Source organism: Streptomyces sp. NPDC059524, from assembly GCF_042749255.1.
Lineage (GTDB): Bacteria > Actinomycetota > Actinomycetes > Streptomycetales > Streptomycetaceae > Streptomyces > Streptomyces xanthii.
The window spans coordinates 21,951-40,953 of sequence record NZ_JBHYTK010000046.1; the positions used below are offsets into that span (position 1 = coordinate 21,951).

A 19,003-nucleotide genomic window follows, 5' to 3' on the forward strand; every position below is an offset into this window, starting at 1 on the left:
GTGGGGGTGGCCGGGCCGGCGGGGCGTTTCTGCGGGGCGGGGAACGGCTCGATTCAGGTGCGATGCCCTTGCGGCAGTTGGGAGTTGAGGGATTGGGGGAGGCGTGATGAGGCGGGACGATCGTCGCTGTGAGGGGCGTCGGAGGGTGGCGGGAGATGTGAGGGGAGGGAGAGGAGGCCGAGGGGACGTGGCGCCCGCAGGTACGCGAGGCATCGCCGGTGGCACTTATTGGTGCCACGTGACGCCAGATGGCGCCAACGAGTGCCACGTGATGCCGGAAGGTGCCGACGGGTGCCACGTGACGCCAGAAGGTGCCATCGGGCGTCGGAGTCATGCGGGAGCGGCGCCGGGCTGTGCCCGCTGTGACCCGGGGCGACGCCCGCGCGACTCGGCAGCCGAGGGCGAGCCCCACCCCGCCCCCGCTCTCCGCACTAGGGTCACCTCCATGCCTTTCGACGGGACGGGTGAGGCGGGGCCAGGGCCTGAGGCCGGGCCCGGTCCGGGGGCCGAGGCGGTCGCGGAGTTGGTGCGGGGTGCGCAGCGCGGTGATGCCCTGGCCATGGACGAGTTGCTCGGGGTTCTCGCCCCGTACGTGGGCCGGATCTGTGGGCCGATCGCGTTGCAGGACGGGCCGGACGCGACGCAGGAGGCGCTGATCGCGGTGTTCCGGGGGATCGGCCGGCTGAAGGAGCCCGCGGCGCTGTTCGGCTGGGCGCGGGCGATCGCGGTGCGGGAGGCGATCAGATGGGCCGAGCGACGTCGGCGCCGCCAGACCGTGCCCGTGGAGCGGGCGGAGTGGGACGAACTGCCGGCGACGACCGAGGAGGATCCGGAACTGGCCTCCGACATCGCCGACGTGCTGCGGCGCCTCGCCCCAGAGCACCGCGCGGTCCTTGTGCTGCGGCACGTGGAAGGGCTCGGGGAGCAGGAAGTCGCGGAGCTGCTCGACGTGCCCGTCGGGACGGTCAGGTCCCGGCTCTTCCGGGCCCGTAGATCATTCCGGTCGGGGTGGGGCTGACCGTGCGGAGACCCGGGCGGCCAGCCGGTCCAGCATCCGTTCGGCGCGGCGCGCGGACCACGGGGCCCGTACCCGGTCCGCGAGTTGCCCGCCGGGAAGCCGAAGGCTGCTGTAGAAGGCGAAGAGACAGCCGTCGTCGCCGTCCGCCCTGGCCGCCATGCCGCTGCCGAGCACCGCGCTCTGCATCAGGCACCAGCCGGGCCGCAGCACGATGTCGAACCGCTCCCGGTGCCCCAGCGCGCTGACCGCCCGTCCTTCGAAACGGTCCCTGGCGGCGGCACCTGCGGCACCCTCGCGCTCGCCGACGGGCGTCACGGCGAAGGAACGCAACCCGGAGACGAGCAGAGGCAGTTCGTGCTCGAGGTCGGAGGCGACGGCCCACACCTGTTCGACGGGGAACGCGAAGCGGCGCTCCGCGTAGACGGGCCGGCCGGACGCGCCCGCGATGACCTTCAGACGGCGCACCGGATCCAGCTCGGCCGTGGGCCAGCCGCCACCGTTCATCGCCGATGCCCCTTTCGCCCAGAAATCCTTGGCACGCAGAAATTTTCTCGGAATCCGAGGGAGTGCTTCGGCGTCCGCCTGCCCCTTCCTCCATGAGACCAGACAAGCGAACCCCGGGGAGACCCCATGGAGACCTTCGAGAGCCGACCGCGATCAGCCGAGTCCGAAGAGCCGCAGGACGTGCGGCACCGGTACGTGACCGTACGAGACGGCCTGCGCCTGCACATCACCGAGACCGGGAAGGGCGAGCCCGTGCTCCTCCTGCACGGGTTCCCGCAGGACGGACGCGCCTGGCGCCGCCTGGCCCCACACCTCGGCGACCAGTACCGCCTCATCTGCGTGGACCAGCGAGGCTTCGGCCGCTCCGACGCGCCGCGCACCGGCTACGACACGGACACCCGCGTTGCCGACGTCATCGCCCTGCTCGACGCGCTGGCTCTCGACCAGGTCCACCTCATCGGGCACGACTGGGGCGCCTGGGCGGGCTTCCACCTGTGTCTGCGAGCACCCCAGCGCGTGAGGCGCTTCCTGGCGCTGAACATGATGCATCCGTGGCCCCGCCACCGCAGACTGCTGCCGCAGGCCTGGCGCCTCTGGTACACGGCCCTGCTCGAACAGCCGCTCCTGGGCCGCTGGTTGCTCCACAAGCGCCCCGCCTTCACCCGCCACCTCCTCCGCAAGGGCGTGGTGGACCGGACGACCTGGGAACCTGCCGTGCTCGACGAATACACCCGCTCCAGCGCCGAGCCCGACCGGGCCCGCGCCGGCGAAGCCCTCCACCGCGCCTTCGCCCTGCGCGACATCGCCCGCCTCGCCCTGGGCCGCTACAAAAAGCTGTGCCTCACCACGCCCACCGTGATCCTCGGCGGCGAACGGGACTTCATGCTGCCCCCGTCCGTCCTCACACCCCCGGGCACGGCCCGCGCGAGCGACCTCCGCATAGAGGTGCTGCCGGACGTCGGCCACTACGCGCACGAGGAACGCCCCGACGCGGTGGCCGAGGCGGCCCGCACCCTCTTCGGGAGCTGACGCCGACGGAGACGGCCTGGGGGCGCCCAGGACTCAGCCGCGCTGCCGCCCCAGCAGCCGCGCGCCGAACCCGTAGTAGAGACCGAGCAGTACTCCTCCCACGGCGGCGACGATGCCGGTGGCCCGCCCGCTGCCCACCGCGCTCGTGAGCACGAGGGCGGCGGCGTACACGGTCGGCAGCCACCAGTTGAATCCGGCACGCGCGGTCGGCTTGGGCTGCTCCATCTGATCCCCCGTCATAGAGCTGTCGTAGTCGGGGCGATCTTTCCAGCCACATCAGATTCCGGAGAGGCATTTGGAAAACATGTACGAAGGCGAGGGCGAGGGTCGGGGAGAGGAGTGCGGCCACGAACTCGCCGAGCCCACCCCCGCCTCCATCGCCACCCCAACTCCCACCCCGAACCCGACCCCGACCTCAACACTCGAAGACGGACCAGCAGATGTCGTTCCGCAGCCGCTGGTCGTCGAGCACGAGGGCGCGGATCGGGTCCGGCAAGCGGTCCCGCTGCCACCGGCACTCGCGCCGCCCCGCGGCATCCGCCTCGTCCTTCGGCGCGGCGGCCCGGGCCGCCTTGATCGCGTACGCGGCCGCGCCGAGCTCGTGCGCGGCGACATGGGCGACGACGGCGGCCTGCCCGGCGGCGTACGCGGCGTTCCGGGCGGCGCCCTTCAGATCGCGCGCCGCACCCATCGCATGCCCGCCGGCCGCCCGCGTCTCCATCATCTTGAACTCGCCGCGCACCCAGGCCCGCGCATATGCGATCGCCTCCCGAGGCCGCGGATCGTCGGGCCGCTCCGCCTCGAACAAGGGCAGGACGTGCTCGGCGCAGTCGGCGGCCCACAGGGCCAGCAGGTGGTGATCGTCGTCGGTGAGCGTCCCGCCGCGTCGGATCGTGATGAACCGGGGGTCTCTCACCTTGGGGAGGATCATGCCCGCACGGTAGCGGCCGACGACCGCCGAGGCGGGTCAAGCAGCCAACTTCTCCTTCACCGCGGCCAGTTCCTCGTCCGGCCTGACCATCCGGGAGAGGACGTCCAGGTCGTCGGGGCTGTAGCGGGCCCGCACCTCGTCCCAGTGCTCGGCGGCGGCCTCCAGCGGTTCGACGGCCTCCGCGAGCCGGCCCAGCCGGTGCAGCGCCAGCCCGTAGTACCCGGCGGCCTCCCAGCGGTACGCGGCATCGCCGTCCTGCTCCCAGGCCATACGCAGGAAGGGCTCGGCCTCGGCGTGGGCGCCGCGCTGGGCCTTCAGCTTGCCCGCGAGCATGCTGTTGAGCCCGGACCCGTCCTCGGCGGCGCGCACGTACCAGCGCTCCGCCTCCCGATAGTCCCGGTGGTACTCGGAGAGCCAGCCCATGTGGTGGCAGGCGTCGTGGTGACCCGCCTCGGCGGCCGTTCGGTACCACTGATCGCGCAGCACCGGCTCGCGCCGCTTGTCATAGACCTCGGCGAGGTCGTGTGCCGCCTCCGGGTCCCCGGCCAGCGCGGCGGGTTCGATCAGCCGGAACAGCTGGGCCGCGTCCGCGCCGCCCCAGTCGCGGACGATCCGCGCGTAGGCGAACCCGGCCTGGACGTCACCGGCCTCGGCCCGCTCGCGCAGCCCGGGCAGCCGGTCCAGGTCCTTGCCGGGGGCGGCGGTCTCGCCCGCGCGGATCGCGGCGATCCGCGCGAGCTGCTCGACGACGTCCTCGTCGTCCTCGCCGACCGCACGGAACCAGCGCTCGGCTTCCTCGTAGCGCCGCTGCCGCTTGCACAAGAGAGCGAGGTTCCACTGCGCCGCCTTGTGGTCGTACCCGGTCGCGACCTCGTACCAGCGTTCGGCCTCGACGAGATCGCCGCGCTGCTCGTGCAGGACCCCGAGCGCGTACGAGGCCCCCTGGTATCCCGCTTCGTGCGCGCCGTGCAGCAGGCCCAGCGCCTCGGGCCAGGCGGCGTCGCCGCCCGTCTCCGTCAGGAACACGGCGTGATCCACCCGGGCGGACGCGGAGAGCGCGGACGCCCGCCGGTACAGGGCGGCGGCTTCGACGGTCAGGCCCGGGTAGGTGCGGAAATGCTTCTCGAGATCGAAGAGCGGACGCAGCGCCTCGACCGCGGCCTCCTCGTCCCCCTCGGCCTCGGCGGCGTCGAGATCCGCCGCGACGCGGTCGAAGTCCGCGCGGATCGAGTCGAACAGCTGCGACCAGCGGAAGACCGCGATGTCGCCGAGCTCGATATCGCTCATCAGGAACTTCGACGCCTCGGCGAGCTTCCCCTCGGCCGCGAGCAGCTTGCCGAGCTCGATCTTGCAGTCGAGATGCCGCCCGTCCTCCCACCCGCGCCGGAACCACTCGACGGCCTCGGGATCCCCGTTCTCCCGCAGCAGCACCCCGAGCCCGTACGCGCTCGGCGCGTGCCGCTCGGCGACGGCCCGGTACAGCGCGTCGGCCCCCGCCCGGTCACCCCGGATCTTCCGGTAGCGGGCCAGCGTGTAGTGAGAGAAGGCGTCCCCGGCCGCCACGGCCCGCTCCCAGTACGGGATGCCCTCGTCCACGTACGAATTGAGCACGAAGAAGTCGGTCCCCCGCCGAGCCCCCTGAGCATCCCCGGAAACCGCAGCGCCGACCAGAGCCTCACCGCGCGCCTGTATGTCCTGCGTGGTCGTCATGATCACATCGTGTCAGGCGCCGCCAAGTGCCCGAGTGCGGGCGGCTGTTGTGTCACGAGGGGTCCCCGGAAGCACTCGGGATCAAAGGGCGGTGAACACAGAAAATGCCCTCCCGGAGGGAGGGCGCGGCAGCGGAGCCGACTCGGATCGGACGGCGCCCCCGGCAGGACTCGAACCTGCGGCCAAGCGCTTAGAAGGCGCCTGCTCTATCCACTGAGCTACGGGGGCCGGTGTGTGGCCGGTGGCTCGGACGGACGGATGTGGGGGAGATCCGTGACCTTGCCGGGGACAAGGATAGAGCTCCCGGGTCCCTGTCCCTGCTGCTTCGCCTCCGTTTCGTCGCTGTGGCTCGATGTGGAGGTTCGGTGAAGCGGACCTGATAATCGCAGATGGGTACGAATCCTGCAGTGCTTTTGGTGCCTCGCGTCACGGGTGTTGTGCACTCGTTATGCCTGCGCCCCCACTTGTCCCTCGGTGCCCGCTGTGCGCTTCCTGTGTCGTATCGCACGACTTATCGGCGCGCAGACGGGGTCATATGCTTCAGAAAGCCACCAAAATTGGGCATTCTTCGCATGTGGTGACCTTGGACGTACGGCCTCAGCTGCTCGACGCTCTCACCGTGCTGCGCGACCGTGTCGCCGCCGCGCGTTTCCCGCTCCCCCTGCCGGGGGCGCCACGCGCGCGTGCCAACCGCGGTGAGTTGCTCGCCCAGCTCGACGACTATCTCGTGCCCCGCCTGCGGGCGCCCGAAGCCCCGCTGCTCGCCGTGATCGGCGGATCCACGGGCTCGGGCAAGTCGACCCTCGTGAACTCGCTCGTGGGACGGGTGGTGAGCGAGGCGGGCGTGTTGCGCCCGACGACCCGCACCCCGGTGCTGGTCTGCCATCCGGACGACCACCACTGGTTCTCCGGGATGAGGGTCCTGCCCGACCTGACACGCGTGTGGATGCCCCGCCAGACCGAGGGCGAGGGCGACGGCGCGGAGCGGGAGCCGGACGACGACGCGCTCGTGCCGCTCATGGAGGACGGCGAACGCGCCCTGCGCGTGGAGACCGCCGGCACCGTGCCGCGCGGCCTCGCCCTCCTCGACGCCCCCGACGTCGACTCCCTGATCGCCGAGAACCGCGTGCTCGCCGCCCGCCTGATCAGCGCGGCCGACGTGTGGGTCATGGTGACCACCGCCGCCCGCTACGCCGACGCCGTGCCCTGGCGCATGCTCCGTACCGCGAAGGAGTACAACGCCAGCCTCGTCACCGTCCTCGACCGGGTGCCGCACCAGGTGCTCGCCGAGGTGTCGCAGCAGTACGGCGCCCTGCTCACCAAGGCGGGGCTCGGCGAGGTCCCGATGTACACCGTGCCGGAGCTGCCCGAGTCGACCCGCGACGGCGGACTGCTGCCGGCCACCGCCGTCGCCCCGCTGCGCGCCTGGCTCGCCCACCGTGCCCAGGACCCGGCCGCCCGCGGCATCGCCCTCGCCCGCACCGCCCGCGGCGTCCTGGAGTCCCTGCGCGTACGGATGCCGGAACTGGCCTCCGCCGTCGCTCTCCAGTACTCCGCGACCGTACGGCTCACGACCGCTGCCGAGGAGGTGTACGACGACGAGCACGCGCGCGTGAAGGAGCGGTTGCAGAACGGTGCGGTGCTCGCCGGGGACGCGCTCAAGCGGTGGCGCAGCTATCCGCTGGACTGTACGGCGGGTGAGCTGCTCGACGCCCTCGTGGAGAGCCTGGGTTCGCTCCTGCTGTGCGCCGTCACCGCGGCGGACGCGCGCGTGGACGCGGCCTGGCGCCGCGAACCGGGCGGCGACGCGCCCGAACTCACCGGGCGCGACCGGGGGCTGGAGAGCGCCGAGCACCGTATCGGGCTGGCCGTACGCCGCTGGCGGCGCGTCCTGGAGGAGTACGCGGAGGAGCAGGTGCGCGGCGTCGCCGAGCTGACCGGGGGCACGCCGCCGGACCCGGAGGCCGTCGCCGCGCTCGTCGCCACCGCCCTGCTCGGCGGCCGCCGCGCCAAGTCCGCGGGCGAGCACCTCGCCGAACGCATCGGCGCCCAGGGCGCCCTGCGCCTGCGCGACCGCGGCGGCCGCCTGCTCACGGAGTACGTCGACAGCGTGCTCGGCACCGAACGCGAGCGCCGGCTCGCCCCCATGGACGCACTCGGCGTCGGCCCCGAGCCCCAGGCCGAACTCATCGCGGCCCTGTCGCTGCTGCAGAAGGAGAGGTGAGGGCGGTGACCACCGTCACGGATACGACCGAGAAGGCCGAGAAGGCCGAGAGGACCGAGAAGGCCGCGAAGGCTGAGAAGGCCGCGAAGGCGGAGAAGGCCGGGCGCGCTGAGCACGCCGAGTACACCGAGCACGGCGGGAACCTCAGGAGCGCCGGGAAGACGGGAAGGAAGGCCGCGCGGGGCGAGCGGGGCGAGAAGGCCGGGCCCTGGGACGACGGGCTCATCGCCCGGCGCGCCGAGGGCCGCCCGGCCGACGCCCTGACCACGTCCCCGTCCCCGGCACACGCCCCGGACACGACGGACCCGCTCAGCGCCCGCCTGGAGGCCCTGCGCGAGCTCGTCGGCCTGTCCCGCGCGCGGCTCGACGCCGGAACCCTCGCCGAGGCGGGCCGGGTCCTCGACGAGGCCGCGGCCCGGCGCCGGCTGTCCTCCCGGCACACCGTCGTCGCCGTCGCCGGAGCGACCGGCAGCGGCAAGTCGACCCTGTTCAACGCCCTCGCCGGCGTCCCCCTCTCCGAGACCGGCCTGCGCCGCCCCACCACCTCCGCGCCGATCGCGTGCAGCTGGACCGACGGAGCCGCCGCCCTCCTCGACCGGCTCGGCATCCCGGGCCGCTCCCGCCGCCGCCCGATCCAGCAGGGCGCACCCGGTTCCCTCGACGGGCTCGTCCTCGTCGACCTGCCCGACCACGACTCGGCCGCGCCCGAGCACCAGCACACCGTCGACCGGGTCCTCGATCTCGTCGACGCCGTGATCTGGGTCGTCGACCCTGAGAAGTACGCCGACGCGATGCTCCACGAGCGCTATCTGCGCCCCATGGCGGGGCACGCCGAGGTGATGTTCGTGGTGCTCAACCAGGTCGACCGGCTGCCCGACGAGGCCGCCGAGCAGGTCCTCGACGACCTGCGCCGCCTCCTCGACGAGGACGGCATCGCGCTCGGCGAGTACGGCGAGCCCGGCGCCACCGTGCTGCCGCTGTCCGCCCTCACCGGCGAGGGCGTGGGCGAACTGCGCGACGCCCTCGACCAGTTCACCGCGACCCGGCGGGCCGCCGAGCGCCGCATCGCCGCCGACATCGACGCGACCGCCGACCGGCTGCGGCCGCTGTACGCGGCGGGCCGGCAGGTCGGGCTGAGCGAGTTGGCCCGGGAGGAGTTCACCGACCGGCTCGCCGAGGCCGTCGGCGCCGCTGCCGCGGGACAGGCCGCCGAACGGGCCTGGGCCCGCGGGGCCAACCGCGCCTGCGGCACCCCGTGGCTGCGGCTGTGGCGCTGGTACGACGCCCGGCGCTCCCTCGCCTCGGCGATCCCGGCGCCCTCGGCCCCGGCCGACGACGAGATCACGGCGCGCCAGCGCGTCGAGCACGCCGTACGGGAGGTCGGCGACGCCGCCGCCACGGGCCTGCCCGCCAGCTGGGCACAGTCCGTACGGGACGCCGCCGCGCGCGGCGCCGAGGATCTCCCGGAGGCACTGGACGAGCTGGCGGCTTCGGCCGCCTCGCCCCAGGGCGGCTCGCGCAGGCAGCGCGCCGCGTACACGCCGGGTGCGCGTCCGCCGCGTCCCAAGTGGTGGCCGTTCGCCGTGCTCGTCCAGGTCGGGATGACGCTGCTCCAACTGCTCGGCGGGCTCTGGCTGGTGGCACAGATCGTGGGTGCCGTCTCGCCGAACCTGGGCGTGCCGGTGCTGATGATGCTGACCGGGATCGTGGGCGGGCCGTGCGTCGAATGGGCCTGCCGGGCCGCGGCGAAGGGGCCGGCGCGGCGGTACGGGCAGGAGGCGGAGCGGCGGCTGCGCGACGCGGCGGCGGCGTGCGGCCGGGCTCGGGTCCTTGACCCCGTCGCGGCGGAGCTGCTGCGCTACCGCGAGGTCAGGGAGCAGTACGTACGGGTGACGGGGTTTTCCACAACCGGCCGGTAGGTCACAGGCCGGAGCGGGGGAGCGGGGGCGGGAGCAGTCTGGGGATCGCGGTCCGGGAAGGGCTCGGGCCGCGATCACGCGTCCGGGCAGGGGCCGGCGCGGGAGGGGAGCGGACATGAACGAGACGCTGCTGACGGTCGTGGGGAACGTGGCGACGACGCCGGTGTTCCGGGAGCTGCCGACGGGGCCGGTGACCCGGTTCCGGCTCGCGGTGACGGCGCGCCGTTTCGACGCGGGGCAAGGGGCGTGGGTGGACAGCCACACGAACTTCTTCACGGTGTGGGCCTGGGGGAATCTGGGGGCGAACGTGCAGGGGTCGGTGTCGGTCGGTGAACCGGTCATCGTGCAGGGCCGGTTGAAGGTGCGTGACGAGGAGCGGGGCGGCCAGCACTGGACGTCGGCCGACATCCAGGCGACGGCCGTCGGGCACGACCTGTCGCGGGGCACGGCCGCCTTCCGCCGGGCGACGGCCCGCAAGGCGGCCACCGCGACGGAGGCTCAACAGGCCCGGGACGAACCGTCGTTCGAGATCGAGCCGGAGGCTCAGCCGGAGCCGGTCGGCTGAGGCGTTCGGTCGCGGGGGACCCATGGTGCGGTCGGCCGGGGTGTTCGGTCGCGGGGTGGACCCGTGGTGTGAGCCGCTGAGGTGGGGTTTCCGGATGTGGGCACTCCGGATGCCCGATGTGCGGCCTATCGCGCCTTGCGTGCCGGTGATTTGTCGACAAGTCCAGCTCAGGGTGCGTGTCGGCGATAACGATTGCGAGTCGGATCGGTTGCCGGGCGGCCGCTGCGGGGATCGTGAACAGCCGCTTACCTAGGATGCCGGGCGTGGCTCGAGCGAATCGAGGCGGCTCAGCGGGTTCACGAAGCCTCAGATGTCGCCCGGGTCACTGTGGTTGGCGACGAAGTGACCTCGATCTGCCGGCGGGACACCACCCCCCATGTGTCGACGCGTTCCGCCTGAAGGGGATTACGTGTTTTCTGTGTTCTCGCGGGCCGTGCGGGCCTCGTGGCGCGGGCGGGCCTGTGCCCGGGCCGCCGCGGCGGTCGCCGTGTCCGGCCTCCTGGCCGCCGGGGCGATAACCGGCGCCGGAGCGGCCCAGGCCGATGACGGCACCCAGCAGGAGGGTGGCGCCGGCGCCACCCTGGGAGGCCTCGAGACCTACGGCACGGCCGTGCTGCACGACAGCGGGCACGACGAGAAGATCCCCGCCGGACTGTTCCGGATGACCGTCGACGGCGGCGGCACGCTGCAGACGTACTGCATCGACCTGCACAACCCGACGCAGACCGATGCCAAGTACCAGGAGACTCCCTGGAGCGGCACGTCCCTGAGTCAGAACAAGGACGCGGGCCGCATCCGCTGGATCCTGCAGAACTCCTACCCGCAGGTGAACGACCTGGCCGCGCTCGCCCGCAAGGCCGGCGCCGGGAGCCTCACCGAGCAGGACGCCGCGACCGGCACCCAGGTCGCGATCTGGCGGTACTCGGACGGGGCCGACGTCGACGCGGAGAGCCCCGCCGCCGAGAAGCTCGCGGACTACCTGCAGCGCAGCGCCCGCGACCTCACCGAGCCGAGCGCCTCGCTGAGCCTCGTGCCCTCCGCCGTGTCCGGGCACCCGGGGGAGCGGCTCGGCCCGGTCACCGTGCGGACGAACGCGGACGCGCTCACCGTCACCCCGCCCGCCGAGGCGGCGTCCGGCGGCGTGAGGCTCGTCGACGCCAAGGGCGAGCCCGTCGTCTCCGCCTCCAACGGCAGCAAGATCTACTTCGATGTGCCCGAGGACGCCGCCGCCGGCTCGGCCGCGCTGACCGTGCAGGGTTCGACGACCGTGCCCGTCGGCCGCGCCTTCACCTCCGACAGCCGCAGCCAGACCCAGATCCTCGCGGGCTCCAGCGAGTCCGCGGTCTCCGCGACCGCGACCGCGACCTGGGCCGCCAAGGGGCCCGTGCCCGCGCTGTCCGCCCGTGAGAACTGCGCGAAGGGCGGCGTCGACATCACCGCGGTGAACAAGGGTGACGCGCCCTTCACCTTCACCCTGATGGACACCGAGTACTCCATCCCCGCCGAGTCCACGCAGACGGTGACCGTCCCACTGCAGGAGGACCAGGCGTACGACTTCACAATCCGGGGCCCGCACGGCTTCACCAAGCGACTGCGCGGCGTCCTGGACTGCCGCACCGCGTCGGCGGCCCTGGCCGTCACCTCCGACGACGGCGGCCTGCGCCCCCAGGCGACGACCCGCCCGAGCCCCGCGTCCGTCGGCGGCACCGGCACCCCCGGCCAGGACCTCGCCGAGACCGGCAGCTCGAACGCGACCCCGATCATCGCGGGCGCGGCGATCGCCCTCGTGGTCGTCGGCGGCGGCGCCCTGTTCCTCTCCCGCCGCAAGAAGACCCCGGACCAGCAGAACGACTGATCCCGAACGCTCCGGCCCACCCGCCACCACTGCCCGCCCCGTCCCGATCACGGAGGCGGGCAGCGGCATCTCATCCGGCCGGAGGCCGGGCGACGCCGCGCAGCCACGCGTGCAGCGCGGCGAAATCGGCGTCGGTCAGTCCCCGCGCCGGATCCACCCGGTGCAGCAGGAACGGCCCGGGGTGCGCGGCGGCGACCCAGTCGCGGTCCACGGCGCCGATCTCGTCATCGACCCAGACGAACGGCTCCGAGCCCGCCCACTCGACGATCAACGGCACCTTCCAGTGCAGCCCCCGCGGGCCCGGAGCCCCCTCACCGTCGCCGCCCGACCCGCCCAGCACCGGCAGCGGCGGCAGCCCGACCCGCGGCCCGACGATCTCGTCGGCATCCCCGCGCGTGGTCGCCGACAGTGATGCCCCGGCAACGCAGGGGTGTGTGGAAGAAGCCCAGTTCAGGCGCCCGCTCCGATACGGGTTTCCGCCCAGTGCTGGCCATGCGGCAAGATGGGGTGTATCTGCCCTCACGCGGTGGAGCCGCTTGACGCGGACCCGTACTTCGACTGCCGGACGGTTTCTCTTGGCTGAGTTCATCTACACCATGCGCAAGACGCGCAAGGCGCACGGCGACAAGGTGATCCTCGATGACGTCACCCTGAACTTCCTTCCCGGAGCGAAGATCGGTGTCGTCGGCCCGAACGGTGCCGGTAAGTCGACGGTCCTGAAGATCATGGCCGGGCTGGAGCAGCCGTCGAACGGTGACGCGTTCCTGTCGCCGGGCTACAGCGTCGGCATCCTCATGCAGGAGCCGGTGCTCGACGACTCGAAGACGGTTCTGGAGAACGTCCAGGACGGCGCCGCCGAGATCATGGGCAAGCTCAAGCGCTTCAACGAGGTCGCCGAGCTCATGGCGACCGACTACAGCGACGAGCTCATGGAGGAGATGGGCAAGCTCCAGGAGGACCTCGACCACGCCAACGCGTGGGACCTCGACGGTCAGCTGGACCAGGCCATGGACGCCCTGGGCTGCCCGCCCGGCGACTGGCCCGTCACCAACCTCTCCGGTGGTGAGAAGCGCCGCGTCGCGCTCTGCAAGCTGCTCATCGAGGCGCCCGACCTGCTGCTCCTCGACGAGCCCACCAACCACCTCGACGCCGAGTCCGTGAACTGGCTGGAGCAGCACCTGGCCCAGTACAAGGGCACCGTGGTCGCGATCACTCACGACCGGTACTTCCTCGACAACGTCGCGGAGTGGATCCTCGAGCTCGACCGCGGTCGCGCCATTCCCTACGAGGGCAACTACTCGACGTACCTCACCAAGAAGTCCGAGCGGCTCAAGGTCGAGGGCAAGAAGGACGAGAAGCGCCAGAAGCGCCTCAAGGAAGAACTGGAGTGGGTGCGGTCGAACGCCAAGGGGCGTCAGGCCAAGTCCAAGGCGCGTCTGGCCCGCTACGAGGAGATGGCCGCCGAGGCGGACAAGATGCGGAAGCTGGACTTCGAGGAGATCCAGATCCCGCCGGGCCCGCGGCTCGGCAGCATCGTCGTCGAGGTCAACAACCTCAGCAAGGCCTTCGGTGAGAAGGTCCTGATCGACGACCTCAGCTTCACGCTCCCGCGCAACGGCATCGTCGGTGTCATCGGCCCGAACGGCGCCGGCAAGACCACCCTGTTCAAGATGATCCAGGGGCTCGAGACGCCGGACGGCGGCGACATCAAGGTCGGCGAGACCGTCAAGATCTCGTACGTCGACCAGAACCGCGCCAACATCGACCCGAAGAAGACCCTTTGGGCCGTCGTCAGCGACGAGCTGGACTACATCAACGTCGGCCAGGTCGAGATGCCGTCGCGGGCCTACGTGTCCGCCTTCGGCTTCAAGGGCCCGGACCAGCAGAAGCCGGCCGGTGTGCTCTCCGGTGGTGAGCGCAACCGCCTCAACCTCGCGCTGACCCTCAAGCAGGGCGGCAACCTGCTGCTCCTCGACGAGCCGACGAACGACCTCGACGTCGAGACCCTGAGCAGCCTCGAGAACGCGCTGCTCGAGTTCCCGGGCTGCGCCGTGGTCGTCTCCCACGACCGGTGGTTCCTGGACCGAGTGGCCACGCACATCCTCGCCTACGAGGGCGAGTCCAAGTGGTTCTGGTTCGAGGGCAACTTCGAGTCGTACGAGAAGAACAAGATCGAGCGGCTCGGTGCCGACGCGGCCCGCCCGCACCGCGCCACCTACAAGAAGCTGACCCGCGGCTGATGGCTCGCCACGTATACGCCTGCCCCCTGCGCTGGGCGGACATGGATGCGTACGGACACGTCAACAACGTCGTGTTCCTCCGGTACCTGGAGGAGGCGCGCATCGATTTCCTGTTCCGCCCGGACAAGGACTTCCAGCAGGGGTCTGTCGTGGCGCGCCATGAGATCGACTACAAGCGGCAGCTCGTGCACCGGCACACCCCGGTCAGCATCGAGCTGTGGGTCACCGAGATAAAGGCCGCGTCGTTCACGCTCGCCTACGAGGTCAAGGACCCGGACCAGGTGTACGTCCGGGCCGCGACGGTCATCGTGCCGTTCGACTTCGAGGCGCAGCGGCCGCGCCGGATCACCGCCGAGGAGCGCGAGTTCCTCGAGGAGTACCGGGACGACGACGTGGACCGTGCGGAGGCGCTCGCCGCATGAGCGGGACCGCAGCGCCCGTGCTGCACTTCGCCGACGCCGGGGAGGCGGCGGATCTCGCCGCCTTCCTCGGCCGGCTGCTGCACTACGACAAGGCGGCCGCGGTACGGCTGCAGGCGCAGGCCGGCGGGCAGGCGCTCGCCGTGTTCGGCCGGCCGCCCTCGTTCGAGGTGCTGGCCGTCCGGGCCGTGCGGCTGCTCAAGCCGTACGAGAACGGGGTCGAGGACGCACTCGACGTCACCGTGTCCGCGGGGGAGCTCCTGGAGTCCGTGGACGAGGCGGCCGGGACGGTCGCCGTTCCGGCCGCGGTGACCGGGCCGCCGTGGGCGGGGGTGCTTCCTCCTCGCGGAGGGTGGCGGGTCGTCGAGGACTTTCCCGGTGGGGAGGCCCTGCGGGGGCTCGTGCGGGCCGCGGTCGTCGAGTTCCGGGAGCGGGTCGAGGGGCTGGAGCCCGAGGCGCGGACCCGGAGCGAGCTCGATCGGGTCGGGCGGGAGATCTGGTCCCGGGAGATCGGGGGCAGTGGGGTTCCCGTCCGGGTGGCTCATGCGGCTGTTTCCCTGGGATTTCTGCGCGGGGAAGCCGTTGATCTGCTCGTTGCCGGGGCGTGGGTTCGGCTGCGTACGGCGTACGGGGCGGTTGTCTATCGGCGGGTGTCGGCCGGGCTCGGCGGGTTGTCCGTCAGTCCCGTCTGAGGCTTGAGCCACGCGCGCCGTAGCTTCGCCCGTCTCGTCGGCGAGTGCCGGCCGGTGGGGCTTCTCGCGCCCCGCGACGGAGTCGCTGATCGGTACAGCCCCGCGCCCCTGAAATGCAGACCCTTCGGGTCGCATTTCCCCGATACGGGTTACCGCTCCTGGTCGTCCGGCCACACCTGGATGTGGTCCGACTCCAGTTCCAGCATCACGCGGTCCCGCATTTCCAGGGACTCCGTGTATTCGGCGGGGAGTTGGAGGCGGCCCGCGCGGTCGAGCATGGCGTATTCGCGGGAGATCAGGGACTCCTGGCCCGTGGTCGCGTCGACCTGGGTGTGGCGGAGCACCTCCGTCGAGGTGCGGCCGTCGCGGATGGCCACGGTGCGGCGCACCTCCGTCGCCACCGTCTGGTCGTGCGTGACGATGACGACGGTCGTGCCCAGTTCCTCGTTCGCCGTGCGGAACGCGGCGAAGATCTGCTCACCCGTGTGCGAGTCCAGTTCACCGGTCGGCTCGTCGGCGAGCAGGACCTTCGGCTCGTTGGCCAGGGCCACCGCGATCGCCACGCGCTGCTGCTGGCCGCCGGACATCTGCTGCGGGCGGCGGTTCTGGCAGTCGGCGACGCCCAGCAGGTCGAGAAGTTCGGCGGCGCGGGCCGCCTTCTTCGAGCGGCTGGTGCGGCCGCGCAACTGCATGGGCAGGGCCACGTTCTGACTGGCCGTGAGGTACGGGAGCAGGTTGCGGGCGGTCTGCTGCCAGACGAAGCCGACGGCCTCGCGGCGGTAGCGCAGGCGGTCCTTCGCGGTCATGGCGAGCAGGTCGTACCCGGCGACCTTGGCGGCGCCCGCCGTGGGCTCGTCGAGGCCCGCCAGAATGTTCATCAGGGTCGACTTGCCGCTGCCCGAGGCGCCGACCAGGGCCATCAACTCGCCCTCGCGGACCAGGAGATCGAGGCCCTGGAGCGCCTGCACCTCCACGCCGTCCGTCGTGAAGATACGGACCAGGCGGTCGCAGCTGATCAGGGCGTCGTGGCCGAAGGCCGGCCGGTCCCGGTGGGCCGTGGCCCGCTGTTCCAGATCGGCGAGGGTGGGGCCGGCGCCGGTCGTGGTGCTCTCTGTCGTCATGGCTGTACGGCCTCCCCGTTCGTCGACGTCAGCTCGTTCGAGTCGTGTGTCATGCGGACTCACCCGCCCGCAGCTCCTTCACCGAGCCGCGCCGCCCCGCCCACCAGGCCTGCAGCGACGCCACCCCGACCGCGACACCGAGCACGCACACGGCCGGTACGGCGAGGGAGAGCGGGTCGGTGGTCAGTCGGGAGACGGCGGCGCTCCTGGCGTCGGCGAGGGCCAGCGTCGACAGGTCGAGTCCGGGGGCCAGCAGGCGGATCGCCGCCCAGCCGGTGAGCGTGCCGCCGGCCGCCGCGAGCAGCGCCTGCGGCAGGGCTTCCAGGATCAGCAGGCGGCGGCCCTGGCGGCGGGTGAGGCCGAGGGTGCGCAGCCGGGCCAGGAGCGCGAGCCGTTCCGGGGTGGCCCGGGCCAGCGACAGCATCAGCGCCAGCACGGCGAACCCGGCGCCCGCCGCGACGGCCGACACGTACACGTCGGTCGCACCGGACTGCAGCGGCGAGTCGACGTAGCGGGCGCGCTCGGCGGCGAGGGTCTGGACGACGACGCCGCTGCCGGCCGCCTTGCGCAGCGCGGCGCCGTCGATCGCGTCGCCGGTCAGCAGCAGGGCGCTCGGGTCGGTGGTCGTGCCGCTCGCCCGGCCGAACCCGGCGGCGTCCATGACGAGGAAGTCGCGTTCGTCGTCCGCGAGAGCAGGGGTCGTAGGACGGACGGCGGCGATGCGGACGGGCAGTTCCTGGCCGTTGACCTGGAGGGTCAGGCGGCCGTCCGGGAAGCGGCGGGCCAGGGAGGACGAGGCGAGCGCCGGGACCGGGCCCTTGCCGCCCGCCACCGGCGCCAGCGCGTCCACCGGGAACGCGCCGAGGCCCGTGTGCCGGGACAGCCGGGCGTACGCGGCGCGGTCCACCGCGGCCACGCTCACCTGGCGGCCCGTGCCGGTGCGCAGGTCGGTGCGCAGCGCCACCGGGGCGACGTCCCGGACGCCGGGCACCGCCTTCACCCGGGCCGCGGTGCCGTCGGGCAGCGGCTGGGACAGGGCGACCCGGGCGTCCGCGCCGGTCGCCAGGAGGGCGGCCCGGTCCCGGGCCGCGTCGATCCCGGCGAGCACGCTGCCGCCGAACGCCGCCGTGGTCAGCGCCGTCAGCAGGGCCAGCAGCGGCAGCACCGCCGTGCCCGCGCCCGCCTGCGCACGGCCCGCGCGGGCCAGCGACAGATAGCCGACCGCTCCGCGCAGCCGGGACATCGGGCCCGTCAGCCGGCGCAGCGGCAGCGGGTAGAGCCGGACCAGGAGGAACGCGGCGACGACCCCCACGAGGACCGGGGCGAGCGCGACCAGGCTGTCGCCCTCGCCCGTGCCGCGCCGGCGCAGCGCCACGATCGCGCCGATCGCGAGGACGAGGACGGTCAGTTCGGCGACCGTGCGGCGGGCCGAGGGGCGGGCGGTGGCCACGTCGTCGCGCTCGGCCTGCATCCGCACCGTGCGGTGCGCGAACAGGGCCCGCACGGGCAGCGCCGCGCACGCGAGCACCGCGACGGCCGCCGCGCCCAGCACGGCGGGCGGCAGCGTGCCGTGGTCCGTCGTGCGGACGGCGAGGAAGCAGCCGAGGGCCGCGGCGGGCACCGCCACCACGGCGCTCTCCGCGCCGAGCCGCCCGGCGATCCCCTTCAGGGAGGCGCCGCGCGAGCGCAGCAGCGCGAACTCGCCCCGGCGCCGGTCCGCGCCGAGGCCGCCCGCCATCAGCAGCACGATGCAGGCGACGGTCGCCGTCCCGTAGGCGGCGACGGACACGACGGGGGAGATCCCGGAGCGCAGCCGATCGTAGGAGGTGAGGGCGTCGCCGAGGCCGGACGCGATGAACGTGTAGGGCGCGTTCGTCGCCTCGCGCGCCTTCAACAGGCCCTGCCCCGCCGTCATGTTCGCGAGCATGCCGCGCAGCCGGGGCAGGTCGGAGGCGGTCAGGTCCGAGCCGTCGGGCAGGTACTGGAGGTACTGCTCGGGCTTGCCGTCCGTCTGCAGCAGGACGGGCGCCGCGTCCGGCGGCAGGATCAGGCCGGCCAGCCAGTAGCGGGGCGACTCGGGGTCGCGGGGGTCCTCGTGCTTGAGCTCGGGCGTGCGCAGCAGGGTGTCGATGCCCCAGTAGCCGCCCGCCGGGTCGTCGGGCGTGACGACGCCCGTGATCCGTACGGTGATCCGCTTCTCACCGCCCGCCGGGAGGTGCAGCACCGAGCCCGGCTTGAGCCGCATCCGCTCGGCGACCGGCCCGGTCACGGCGGCCTCCACCTCCGAGGCGGCCGCGACCTTGCGCGGCAGCCGGCCCGTCACCTCGGTGGCGTGGCCGGCGAGGGCGCCCTGCGCGTAGAGCTGGAAGCGGGCGGGCCGCCGGTCGGGCCGGGGCAGCCACGTCTCGTCCGCGGCCAGCGCGTTCGTCGAGCGCACCCCGTACGAGGAGGCGTGCGCGTCGACCTCGAACGGTGCGGGCAGCAGGCCGTGGACCGTGCGGAACGCGTCGCGGACGACGTCCTCGCGCAGCAGCTGCGCGCGCTCGGAGTCGGGCCGGCCGATGCCGGGCTCGGCGGTCGTGACGGCCAGCACGGCGCGGTGCGGCGGGAGTTCGGCGACGGTGCGGCGCAGTCCGTCGTCCTCGTAGCCCGCGACGGCGCGCGGGAACGCGGCGGCGAGGAACGCGGCGAGCAGCACGAGCACGCCGAGCGCGGCGGCCGCACCGGGCGCGGTGCGCAGCCGGGTGCGCACCCAAGGGGCGGTGGGAGCCGCCAT

At 72.9% G+C, this 19,003-nt stretch carries 16 protein-coding genes and 1 tRNA gene; 9 read left to right on the plus strand and 8 right to left on the minus strand.

Features of this window, described 5'->3' with window-relative positions; genetic code table 11:
* Positions 1 to 559 precede the first annotated feature (559 nt).
* Positions 560 to 1,018 carry an RNA polymerase sigma factor gene (locus tag ACFW9D_RS15670; RefSeq protein WP_384622254.1) on the plus strand — a complete coding sequence of 153 codons (459 nt, stop codon included), beginning with the start codon at positions 560 to 562 and terminating at the stop codon, positions 1,016 to 1,018.
* Here the strand turns inward: ACFW9D_RS15670 and ACFW9D_RS15675 are convergent.
* Complete coding sequence (locus ACFW9D_RS15675; RefSeq protein ID WP_384622206.1) at positions 995 to 1,522, minus strand: hypothetical protein; 528 nt, start codon at positions 1,520 to 1,522, stop codon at positions 995 to 997. The two genes, ACFW9D_RS15670 and ACFW9D_RS15675, sit on opposite strands and share 24 nt — an antisense overlap.
* 126 nt (positions 1,523 to 1,648) lie before the next feature.
* On the opposite strand from ACFW9D_RS15675, the gene ACFW9D_RS15680 reads away from it, so the two are divergent.
* Positions 1,649 to 2,551, plus strand: a complete 903-nt coding sequence (locus tag ACFW9D_RS15680; RefSeq protein WP_384622209.1) for an alpha/beta fold hydrolase — start codon at positions 1,649 to 1,651, stop codon at positions 2,549 to 2,551.
* Positions 2,552 to 2,584: 33 nt separating this feature from the next.
* Here ACFW9D_RS15680 and ACFW9D_RS15685 read toward each other — a convergent pair whose 3' ends face one another.
* The 4 genes from ACFW9D_RS15685 to ACFW9D_RS15700 all read right to left on the minus strand — a co-directional run bounded on the left by ACFW9D_RS15685 (position 2,585) and on the right by ACFW9D_RS15700 (position 5,420).
* Positions 2,585 to 2,791 (minus strand): hypothetical protein, encoded by a 207-nt coding sequence (locus tag ACFW9D_RS15685; protein ID WP_188338874.1) that lies wholly within the window; start codon positions 2,789 to 2,791, stop codon positions 2,585 to 2,587.
* A gap of 175 nt (positions 2,792 to 2,966) precedes the next feature.
* Positions 2,967 to 3,482, minus strand: coding sequence for a putative immunity protein (locus tag ACFW9D_RS15690; RefSeq protein ID WP_188338875.1), 516 nt, complete (start codon positions 3,480 to 3,482; stop codon positions 2,967 to 2,969).
* A 36-nt stretch (positions 3,483 to 3,518) separates the two neighbouring features.
* Entirely contained in the window at positions 3,519 to 5,192 is a 1,674-nt protein-coding gene (locus ACFW9D_RS15695; protein ID WP_384622212.1) for a sel1 repeat family protein, read from the minus strand.
* A gap of 155 nt (positions 5,193 to 5,347) precedes the next feature.
* Positions 5,348 to 5,420, minus strand: a tRNA-Arg gene (locus tag ACFW9D_RS15700).
* Positions 5,421 to 5,766: 346 nt separating this feature from the next.
* Here ACFW9D_RS15700 and ACFW9D_RS15705 point away from each other — a divergent pair.
* From ACFW9D_RS15705 to ACFW9D_RS15720, 4 genes are all read left to right on the plus strand, one after another.
* Positions 5,767 to 7,416, plus strand: coding sequence for a dynamin family protein (locus ACFW9D_RS15705; protein WP_384622215.1), 1,650 nt, complete (start codon positions 5,767 to 5,769; stop codon positions 7,414 to 7,416).
* A gap of 5 nt (positions 7,417 to 7,421) precedes the next feature.
* The gene (locus ACFW9D_RS15710; RefSeq protein ID WP_384622218.1) at positions 7,422 to 9,335 is read left to right on the plus strand and encodes a GTP-binding protein; all 1,914 of its coding nucleotides are present in this window, start codon (positions 7,422 to 7,424) and stop codon (positions 9,333 to 9,335) included.
* 115 nt (positions 9,336 to 9,450) lie between these two features.
* The gene (locus ACFW9D_RS15715) at positions 9,451 to 9,900 is read left to right on the plus strand and encodes a single-stranded DNA-binding protein (protein WP_384622221.1); all 450 of its coding nucleotides are present in this window, start codon (positions 9,451 to 9,453) and stop codon (positions 9,898 to 9,900) included.
* Between the two features lie 418 nt (positions 9,901 to 10,318).
* On the plus strand, positions 10,319 to 11,755 hold the full coding sequence (locus tag ACFW9D_RS15720) for a Cys-Gln thioester bond-forming surface protein (protein WP_384622257.1): 1,437 nt from the start codon (positions 10,319 to 10,321) through the stop codon (positions 11,753 to 11,755).
* A gap of 70 nt (positions 11,756 to 11,825) precedes the next feature.
* Here the strand turns inward: ACFW9D_RS15720 and ACFW9D_RS15725 are convergent, their stop codons facing one another.
* Positions 11,826 to 12,026, minus strand: coding sequence for a hypothetical protein (locus ACFW9D_RS15725; RefSeq protein ID WP_384622224.1), 201 nt, complete (start codon positions 12,024 to 12,026; stop codon positions 11,826 to 11,828).
* Positions 12,027 to 12,330: 304 nt separating this feature from the next.
* On the opposite strand from ACFW9D_RS15725, the gene ettA reads away from it, so the two are divergent.
* From ettA to ACFW9D_RS15740, 3 genes are read left to right on the plus strand one after another with little or no spacing between them, the layout of a single operon-like run.
* Positions 12,331 to 13,995: an energy-dependent translational throttle protein EttA gene (ettA, locus tag ACFW9D_RS15730; RefSeq protein WP_384622227.1), complete on the plus strand. Its 1,665-nt coding sequence runs from the start codon at positions 12,331 to 12,333 to the stop codon at positions 13,993 to 13,995.
* Positions 13,995 to 14,417, plus strand: coding sequence for a thioesterase family protein (locus ACFW9D_RS15735; protein WP_188338882.1), 423 nt, complete (start codon positions 13,995 to 13,997; stop codon positions 14,415 to 14,417). The genes ettA and ACFW9D_RS15735 overlap by 1 nt, the downstream gene beginning before the upstream one ends.
* Positions 14,414 to 15,106, plus strand: coding sequence for a hypothetical protein (locus tag ACFW9D_RS15740; protein WP_384622231.1), 693 nt, complete (start codon positions 14,414 to 14,416; stop codon positions 15,104 to 15,106). The genes ACFW9D_RS15735 and ACFW9D_RS15740 overlap by 4 nt, the downstream gene beginning before the upstream one ends.
* Before the next feature lie 149 nt (positions 15,107 to 15,255).
* Here the strand turns inward: ACFW9D_RS15740 and ACFW9D_RS15745 are convergent, their stop codons facing one another.
* Both ACFW9D_RS15745 and ACFW9D_RS15750 read right to left on the minus strand, forming a co-directional pair.
* Positions 15,256 to 16,227 carry an ABC transporter ATP-binding protein gene (locus ACFW9D_RS15745; protein WP_384622234.1) on the minus strand — a complete coding sequence of 324 codons (972 nt, stop codon included), beginning with the start codon at positions 16,225 to 16,227 and terminating at the stop codon, positions 15,256 to 15,258.
* 49 nt (positions 16,228 to 16,276) lie between these two features.
* On the minus strand, positions 16,277 to 19,003 hold the full coding sequence (locus tag ACFW9D_RS15750) for an FtsX-like permease family protein (protein WP_384622236.1): 2,727 nt from the start codon (positions 19,001 to 19,003) through the stop codon (positions 16,277 to 16,279).